The following is a 7,764-nucleotide window of genomic DNA, read 5'->3' as shown; positions in this document are numbered from 1 at the left end:
TCAGTATTGAGGACGTTATATTATATTTTAAGGCTATTATTAGCTCAATTAAGACACTTTGACCTTTTATATATGAAATTTTAAGAGACTTAAATTTTAGATTTTTTTATGTTTATCTATAAAAAAGTATATGTAATTAGATATTGTATTTTGATTAGTTATGTTTAGTCACTACCTTATGAAGCACAACTTGTGCAGCTTTTTCGTAATCTTCATTCCATCCAAAATAATTACCTGTTTTGAAATAATTTTCATGTAAATATCCGTTACCTACATAATCATAGATTTCTGTATAATCAATATTTAAGTCCTTCTCTTCGCAGGTTAAAGCACAATATAATTTACCCTCTTCAACTTTTATTTTAATAGTGAATATATCATTATCTACACGTCCAAAATCAAGTTTTTTATCGTAGGCACTTGTCCATGCTTCATTGTTTTCTGGTTTAGTATAATAGTCTATTTGTATCATACCGCTATTCCATCTTATTTTTACAGTAGCAGGATCTCCTGTTATATCTTTAGATGCTTTTCCATGAATTTGAGCAACTATGGTTCTGCCGTTACCTTCTACATAATCTACGTGTATTGTTGATTCAAGAATATGTGTGCCCGTTTCCATAGACCAATTGTCACTTGTATCTTGATTACCTCTCCAATATTCTCTAAGTTCTGTTCTACAATATTTGTTACCAAGTTCTGATAAACCGGAAGTTGTATATCCTGTAAATTGTGTCCAATGTGTATAAGAACTGCTATCGTTTGTGTAAAAATATTTAGATTCTTCTGTTGTAAGATTTTTGTTTATAATATTTTTGTAATTTATTGAAGTTGCTTTTCCTGAACCAGAATTAATAGGAACAGATAAATACCAGTTTTTCCAATTAATATTTTGTTCAATAGTAAGGCTGTCTTCGACTTCTTCAATAGGAGTGTTTTCTTGACTTTCAGTTTCTTTACTATTATTCGAAGTACATGCCACACTTAATATTATTATAACTGAAGCATAAATTGTATTGGGTAAAAACTTTTTAATTTTCATAAAAACAGCTTGCTTATTATTTAAATTGATAGTTATTTTTCTAAATGAAGTTAATAAATATTTACTTCAACTTTATTTAAAGTTACTTTTATTAGTTAGATTTAATCTTAATTTTCTTTATCTCTTTTTTTTGATTAAATTAATTAAAGCAAATAAAATTAGTACCTTCAAAAACTATTTTTTAAAAAACATATTACATGTCTGTGAATAAGGAATTAGATTTAGCTTGGAAATTTGTTAATAATACAAATCGATCTATCTTCTTAACAGGGAAAGCTGGAACTGGAAAAACCACGTTTTTACATCGTTTAAAAACAGAGAGTTTAAAACGTTTAGTTGTTATTGCTCCAACGGGTGTAGCTGCGATTAATGCTAAAGGTGTGACTATACATTCTTTTTTTCAGATTCCTTTTGGTCCTATTTTACCAGACACAGATTTAGATAATTCGAGTAGCTTCAATAGAAAATTTAATAAAACTAAAATCAATATCATTAAGTCTATGGATTTGTTGGTTATTGATGAAATAAGTATGGTACGCGCAGATTTACTTGACGGTATCGATAGAACCTTACGTCGTTTTAGAACAAAAAATAAAGTGTTTGGAGGTGTGCAAGTTCTTATGATTGGAGATTTACAACAATTATCTCCTGTTATACGAGACAACGAATGGGAATTATTAAAACGTGTGTACCAAAATGGATTTTTTTTTAGTAGTCATGCTTATCAGCAATGTGATGCTATTACTATTGAATTAAAACATATTTATAGACAGGAGAATCCTAAGTTTATTCAAATTCTTAATGAAATCAGGAATAATGCTCTTAGCGAATCTGCTGCTGAAGAATTAAACAAAAGGTATATTGCAGATTTTACACCAGAACCCAATGCGGGTTACATTTCATTAACTACTCATAATAATAAAGCTGACACAACTAATAAATTAGAATTAGATAGACTTAAAACCAAAGTTCAAACTTATAATGCTATTGTCGAGGGGAAGTTTCCAGAATTTTCATTTCCTAATAGTGAAGTTTTAGAACTTAAGGTTGGCGCTCAGGTTATGTTTATTAAAAATGATACGAGTCAGGATAAACGTTATTTTAATGGAAAAATAGGAACAATCATTAAGTTAACTAAAGAAGAAGTTACCGTACATTGCCCAGATGATGATTTTAATATTGTTACTAAAGCAGAAATTTGGGAGAATATTAATTATACTGTTGATAAAGAAACAAAAGCTATTACAGAAGATAAAATAGGAGCCTTTACCCAGATTCCATTACGATTGGCTTGGGCTATTACCATTCATAAGAGTCAGGGATTAACTTTTGAAAAAGCAATTATTGATGCTGAAGGTGCTTTTGCTCACGGACAGACTTATGTGGCTTTAAGTAGATGTAAATCTTTAAAAGGTTTGGTTCTTAAAAGTAAGATTAGTTCTAATCAGATTATAACAGATCGTAATGTGATTAGTTTTAATAAAAATGCAGAATCAAAAGAGCCAGATCAATATGTTTTAGAAACATCACAAAAAATGTTTCAATTGGATTTAATTGCAGAAGTTTTTGGTTTTTATGATTTTATGTATCCTGTAAATAGAATTCTCGATATTTTTTATAAAAATAGAAATAGTATAGAAGGGAAAGTCGAGCAACCAATGGTTACTATAAAAACGGCTGTAACTAATTTATTAAAAGTAGGTAATGGTTTTAATGCTCAATTACGACAATTTTCTAAAGAAGAAGAACTACCCGAATTTAACACCACAATTCAAGAACGTTTTAAAAAAGCGATATCATATTTTAAAGATCAAATAGAATTAAATATAGGGTTACCGTTAAAAACATTTAGTTTTACAACAGACAATCAGGCAGTAGGCAATGATATTTCTAAGAACTTAGATGTTATTGAAGAATTATACGAATCTAAACTTTTATATTTTAATGGTTTATCCGATAATTTTACAACAAAAACACTTTTAGAGTTACGTGCTAAATCTGTGTTTTTAGCTAAACAAAAACCTAAAAAATCTCGTAAATCTATAGTAGACGGTACAATTAATGTAGAATTATTCGAATTATTAAGAGTCCTTAGAAATGAGATTGCTACAGAAAATGATTTAGTACATTTTCAGGTATTTACACAGAAATCTTTATATGAAATGTGTGAAGTCTTACCATTAACAAAAGATGAACTTTTAAAAGTTAATGGTATGGGGGCAACTAGAGTAGACAAGTATGGAAATGCTATTTTAAGTGTTATTCGAGATTATTGTGATGAAAATGATATCCAGACACAATCTGACGAGACTATTTTTGAAGACGAAAAAACTAAATCACCAAAAATTAATACTAAAGAGGTGTCTTTAAATTTATTTAAATCAGGAAAATCTGTTCAAGACATTGCTACTGAACGTGATTTAAATGAGAATACAATTTTTGGTCATTTAGCTAGTTTTATATCATCTAAAGAAATTAAAATTACTGATTTAATGTCTACAGAACATTATGACACTTTACTTAAACAAATTCCTGAAATGAAGTTTGATAATCTTTCAGATTTAAAAAATCAATTAGACGATGTCTATAGTTATGGCGAATTACGAATTGTTGTAGATGCTTTAAATGCTGGAAAATAATTTTTTTAAGTTCTAAGTATTTCATTTAACAATATATTGCGTATTGTTATTCACCTTTTATTATTATTATTTATGAATACCATAATTAGTTTCAATTTTTGTATTCATTTCCCGAAAAATAAATAATTGTAATGTATTTTTAACATGAGAAGAATAAATAACCTAATACAGATTTAGTCTTATTTCATGTTATATAATAATAAATTTGTCAGGAAAATCTAATATATAAATTAATGAATTTAACCATTGAGAATATAGTACTTGTAGGCTCACTATTACTTTTTATCAGTATAATTGTAGGTAAAACATCTTATAAATTTGGTGTTCCAACTTTAATATTGTTTTTATCTATAGGAATGTTAGCTGGATCTGACGGGATAGGAGGAATTCTTTTCGACGATCCAAAACTAGCCCAGTTTATAGGTATTGTTTCACTTAACTTTATTTTATTTTCAGGAGGGTTAGATACCAATTGGAACACTGTAAAACCTATACTTAAAGAAGGACTTGTATTATCTACTCTTGGTGTGTTATTAACCGCTGTTTTTTTAGGGACATTTGTATGGTATGTTACCGACTTTACTATTTTCGAGAGTATGTTATTAGGTTCTATTGTGTCGTCTACAGATGCCGCCGCAGTCTTTTCTATTTTACGATCTAAAAATTTAGCTTTAAAAGCTAACTTAAGACCAACTTTAGAACTAGAAAGTGGTAGTAACGATCCGATGGCGTATGTGCTAACTTTAGCATTTTTGAGTTTGGTTGTAAATCAAGATGAAGATATAATGACTATTGTTATTATGTTTTTTCAGCAAATGATAATAGGAGGAATAGCTGGTTTTGCTTTTGGTAAATTGAGTAAATTAATAATTAATAGGATTACTTTAGACTTTGAAGGTCTTTATCCTGTTTTGGTTATAGCACTTATGTTTATTACTTTTTCAGCTACCGATTCAGTTGGCGGAAATGGGTTTCTAGCTATTTACATTTGTTCTGTGTATTTAGGTAATCAAGATCTTATTCATAAATCTACCATTTTAAAAATGTTTGATGGTATGGCTTGGTTAATGCAAATCGTGTTGTTCTTAACGCTTGGTTTACTTGTTTTTCCTTCTGAGATTACACCTTATATGGGTATTGGATTACTTATATCAGTATTTTTAATTCTTGTTGCTAGACCATTAAGTGTTTTTATAAGTACTATGTTTTTTAAAATGAAAAATAGAAGACGATTTTATATTTCATGGGTTGGGTTACGTGGAGCTGTTCCAATTGTATTTGCTACATATCCGCTTTTAGCAGGAATAGAAAAAGCAAATATTATTTTTAATATTGTATTCTTTATTTCTGTAACCTCTATATTGATTCAAGGTACTACATTATCTGTGTTTGCAAAATGGTTAAATGTCGCAATGCCTGAAGAAGCTAAAATAGAACGTGAGAACGAACGTTATATTCTAGATTTACCTAAGTCTGCTATGGAAGAAACAACAATATCTCCTGAAAGCTATGCTGTAGATAAACGTATTGTTGATTTACATTTACCAAAATTTGCTTTTATTGTCATGATTAAAAGGAAGGGGCATTTTGTACGCCCAGGTGGATCTACACTTATTGAAGCAAACGATGTTTTAGTTTTATTATTAGATAATGATGAAAGTTTAGAAGAAATTAATAATTTATTAGCTCAACCTTCTCTTTCCTAATTTAAAACTTTATATATACAAAGCTCTTATATTAATCCATACATAATGAATTGATATAAGAGCTTTTACAAATCATACATTTAGTTAAACTATTTTAAAGTAATTAATTTTTCCGTAATTAATTTTAAATCAGATTCATTTATTTCTGGTTTATCTGCCAATGGATATAATTGAGCTCCTGGTCTGCTTATAAAAGCTCCTCTCCAATTTGCCCAAAGTGCTCCTGCAATATCCCAACCATGTGCAGCAACTAACATACATTCGTTAGGAGAAATTCCCATTTTTCGTGCAGCCCAATCATAAGCATCTGTATGTGGTTTAAATTTTCCTATATCTTCTATGCTTAATCTGTGATCAAAATAATCAATTAAACCTGCATTTTTAAACTGTGTTTCTACACCAATGTTGGATGAGTTTGTAAATGAAACTAACTTATAACCTGCTTGTTTTAATTCTGATAATGCCGCTTTAACTTCAGGATGTGCCGGAATAGAACGTAAAGGCGTTAATATAGCTGTTTTTGCATCAGATTCTGAAATTGTAATTCCATTGTTTGCAGCTACCATTTGTAATGCAGCCACTCCTATTATTCCAAAGTCATTATATTGTCTTCCTACCGTAGTTACTAAAGAATATTGTAACATGGTTGTAAACCATAATGGTAATAAATCTGGTCTGCCTCCAAGCGCATCACCAACACTTTTTTTCATTGTTGTTAAATCAAGTAAGGTTTCATTAACATCAAAAAACAATACTTTAGGTCTTATGCCATTCAATTCTGTATTCATTTTTTTAGTGTCGTTAGCAGCAAATCCTAAAGAAGAAACTGCTGCGCCTCCTAAACTAAATAATGCTGTTTTTTTCATAAAATCTCTTCTCTTATTTGTCATATTCTTTATGTTATAAAACATACTAATTAGTATGTTTTTTTTGTAAAAAAAATTATTTTTTTAATTGTTTAATATATAGTGAAAGACCTTCTAGATAATTATCTAGAATAACATCGTCATTGTATAATTTTCTTATGCCTCTAATACCTTCAAAAGCACTAATTAAATAAATGGCTACAGCTGACGAAGAGATTTCATTATTAATTGTCTCTTCTTTTTTTCCTCTTTCAATTAATTCAATTAATGCTGTTTTCCAGGTTTCAATAATACTTTTCAAGGCTAATTGGTAGTTAGTTTCATCATCTCCAATTTCATTTATCAAATTATTCATGGGACAGCCATGCTGTTTTTCATAAATATTAAATGATTTTAAACGCTCTAAAAACACATGCTCTAAGATATGTAATGCATTTCCGTTTTCATACAAAGGTGTAACCATACTATCTAATACCCTTCTCTTAACTTTTAGTCCAATAACTTCAAGTCCTAATTCTTTTTTACTCTTGTAATGATGATAAAAAGCACCTTTACTAAGAGACGTTTCTTTCATTATTTTATCAATACTAGTTGTTTTAAACCCGTTTTTATAAAATAAATTAAAAGCTTTATCTATTATCAGTTGTTTTGTGAGTTCAGATTTTAAATCTTGTTGCATCTCGCAAATATATTAAAAAATACTACCTAGAATGTTTTTTTGTATTTCTGTTAACGTTTCGTTTTATGTCTAGATTAAATACTAATTAAATAATTTTTCTCAAACATTTTCTCATACACATCTTTACTAAACATGTAGAGTTGGGCAGGCTTTTTAGACACACCTACTTGTTTTTCATCTAAAGGAACAATATATTTTTTGTTGATTAGTTTTCGTCTGAAATTACGATTGTCAATTTCTATACCCAAAATTGATTGATATAAATCTTGAACATCGTTTATTGTGAATTTATGAGGTAATAGTTCAAAAATAATAGGCTCGGATAAACATTTTATTTTTAAATCTTCATAAGCTTCTAAAAGAATAGTTTCATGATCGAACCCTAACTCAGGTAATTCGTTAACTGGAAACCATTTTGCTTTGTATTTATTTTCTAATAGATTAACAGCTTCAGTTTTTATTAAAAAATAATAAGCAATCGTAATTGTTCTGGTATTAAAATCTTCATTTTTAATCCAAAGCAAATCTTTTTTATTCAATAATCGGTTTGGATTTCCAAAAGCTTTAAACTGTTTTTTATATAATCCTGTTAATCCTGTTAACTCTTTTAATGCTCTAGTGGCTGTATCGTCTAGGGTTTCATCTTTATTTACATGATATCCCGTTAATACATAATCGTCGACTAAGACTTCAGAATTTAATTCAGATTCTAGGTATCGTTTAATAAGTAAAACATTAAGTGTTTTCTCTATTGTATTGTATCCAAAGACAACACAATCTACAGATACATTTCGGATTTTTTTTGATTCCATAAGTTTAATTATACCGCAAA

At 28.7% G+C, this 7,764-nt stretch carries 6 protein-coding genes; 2 read left to right on the top strand and 4 right to left on the bottom strand.

Annotation, left to right across the window (positions count from 1 at the left end):
• Window positions 1-154 precede the first annotated feature (154 nt).
• Window positions 155-1,042, bottom strand: a complete 888-nt coding sequence (locus Q1B05_RS17090; protein WP_299782386.1) for a polysaccharide lyase family 7 protein — start codon at window positions 1,040-1,042, stop codon at window positions 155-157.
• A 197-nt stretch (window positions 1,043-1,239) separates the two neighbouring features.
• On the opposite strand from Q1B05_RS17090, the gene Q1B05_RS17085 reads away from it, so the two are divergent.
• Complete coding sequence (locus Q1B05_RS17085) at window positions 1,240-3,681, top strand: helix-turn-helix domain-containing protein (protein ID WP_299782384.1); 2,442 nt, start codon at window positions 1,240-1,242, stop codon at window positions 3,679-3,681.
• Between the two features lie 233 nt (window positions 3,682-3,914).
• Entirely contained in the window at window positions 3,915-5,387 is a 1,473-nt protein-coding gene (locus tag Q1B05_RS17080) for a potassium/proton antiporter (RefSeq protein WP_299782382.1), read from the top strand.
• Between the two features lie 89 nt (window positions 5,388-5,476).
• On the opposite strand, the gene Q1B05_RS17075 is transcribed toward Q1B05_RS17080, so the two are convergent.
• The 3 genes from Q1B05_RS17075 to Q1B05_RS17065 all read right to left on the bottom strand — a co-directional run bounded on the left by Q1B05_RS17075 (window position 5,477) and on the right by Q1B05_RS17065 (window position 7,744).
• Complete coding sequence (locus tag Q1B05_RS17075; protein ID WP_299782380.1) at window positions 5,477-6,277, bottom strand: haloacid dehalogenase type II; 801 nt, start codon at window positions 6,275-6,277, stop codon at window positions 5,477-5,479.
• Window positions 6,278-6,329: 52 nt separating this feature from the next.
• Entirely contained in the window at window positions 6,330-6,932 is a 603-nt protein-coding gene (locus Q1B05_RS17070) for a TetR/AcrR family transcriptional regulator (RefSeq protein ID WP_299782378.1), read from the bottom strand.
• Window positions 6,933-7,006: 74 nt separating this feature from the next.
• Window positions 7,007-7,744, bottom strand: coding sequence for an NUDIX domain-containing protein (locus Q1B05_RS17065; protein WP_299782376.1), 738 nt, complete (start codon window positions 7,742-7,744; stop codon window positions 7,007-7,009).
• Between the last annotated feature and the right edge of the window lie 20 nt (window positions 7,745-7,764).

This window comes from uncultured Formosa sp. (assembly GCF_947500765.1).
GTDB lineage: Bacteria > Bacteroidota > Bacteroidia > Flavobacteriales > Flavobacteriaceae > Formosa.
The sequence above is the reverse complement of the archived record's forward strand: the minus strand, read 5'-3'. Positions and strand labels throughout refer to the sequence as shown.

Bases quoted from the DNA above. Each gene is read 5' to 3' on its own strand.
- Q1B05_RS17075 (WP_299782380.1), bottom strand. From the start codon at position 6,277: ATGACAAATAAGAGAAGAGATTTTATGAAAAAAACAGCATTATTTAGT.
- Q1B05_RS17085 (WP_299782384.1), top strand. From the start codon at position 1,240: ATGTCTGTGAATAAGGAATTAGATTTAGCTTGGAAATTTGTTAATAAT.
- Q1B05_RS17090 (WP_299782386.1), bottom strand. From the start codon at position 1,042: ATGAAAATTAAAAAGTTTTTACCCAATACAATTTATGCTTCAGTTATA.
- Q1B05_RS17080 (WP_299782382.1), top strand. From the start codon at position 3,915: ATGAATTTAACCATTGAGAATATAGTACTTGTAGGCTCACTATTACTT.
- Q1B05_RS17070 (WP_299782378.1), bottom strand. From the start codon at position 6,932: ATGCAACAAGATTTAAAATCTGAACTCACAAAACAACTGATAATAGAT.
- Q1B05_RS17065 (WP_299782376.1), bottom strand. From the start codon at position 7,744: ATGGAATCAAAAAAAATCCGAAATGTATCTGTAGATTGTGTTGTCTTT.